Genomic DNA, 1,116 nt, shown 5'->3' on the forward strand with positions numbered 1-1,116 from the left:
CGGCCGGGCGCTCGCACCGGCCGAGGCGTACGGGGACTCGGCGCTGCTCGGCTCGGTGCTGTCGGTGCTGCGGGAGAACGCGCGGCGGGAGGGGCGGCTGCGGGAGGCCGTCGCCACCGGTGAGCGGGCGCTCGGGCTCGCCGAGGAGTCGGGGGATCCGCACGCGGCCGCGTTCGAGCGGGCCAATCTGGCGGAACTGTGGCTGCAGCTCGGGGAGTCGGAGGTGGCACGGGAGGTCGCCGAGACGGCCCTGGCCGCCGTCGACGCGGATGACTCCTGGTCGTTGGCGTACGCGCTGGCCGCGCTGGCGCGGGTGCGGATGCGGGGCGGTACGCCTCAGGGGGTCGACGAGCTGCTCGGGCGGGGCGAGCGTGCGGCGGGGATGGATCAGCAGGCCCTTTTCGAGGTGCGCACCGCCCGGGCCGAACTGGCGCTGCTCCGGGGACGGCCCGAGCTGGTGCCCGGCCTGCTGCGGGACGGAGAGGCACCGGTGCTCGCTGCGTGGGGTCATCTGCTGGGCGGGGAACGGGAGTCGGCGCGGCGGGTCGCCGCCGCGGAGGTGGAGCGGGCCCGGGGCACCGGGGAACGGCTGGCCGAGGTGGAAGCCGGGGTGGTCCATGCGGCGGCCCTGGGCGGAGAGGCGGGCGCCCGGGCTCTGGGGGCGGTCGAGATTCTGGCCCGGAGGTTGCCGTACCCCGCCGGGGCGGGGCGGGTCGTTGCGGCTCGGGGGTTGTTGAGCTCGGGGTGATCGCGCGCCTGCCTCTGTGGGGTGGCTTTCGCTCGCGGCCGCGGGCCCGTGGTCCTGCTGCGCGCGGTTCCCGCTTCCCTGAAGCATGCGCTCCGCGCAGCATCCCTGAGCCAGCGGAGGTTCCAGGGGCGCGGAGAACGGCGTGACAGCCCCACCGGCCGTCGGACAGCGACGCGACGCCCCACCCGGCAGACCCCGGTCCTTCAGGGGCGCGGGGAACTGCGCGAGTGGCCACGACGTGCCCCGGGGCCGCTGTGGACAGGGCCCGGCGGGCGCGACCGGGTCGCCTCCCGGGCGCCGAGGCCGGAGGCGACCAGCAGCAGCCCGCCCAGCATCACGAACGGCGCCGCCGTGCCCGCCGCCCCGGC

The 1,116-nt window shown here is 77.5% G+C and carries 1 pseudogene; it reads left to right on the forward strand.

Annotated elements, in window-relative coordinates:
- Positions 1–748: pseudogene (locus G3I40_RS46230) on the forward strand (transcriptional regulator); the annotation flags it as partial.
- Between the last annotated feature and the right edge of the window lie 368 nt (positions 749–1,116).

The sequence above is a fragment of the Streptomyces sp. SID14478 genome (genome assembly GCF_010548525.1).
Taxonomy (GTDB): Bacteria; Actinomycetota; Actinomycetes; order Streptomycetales; family Streptomycetaceae; genus Streptomyces.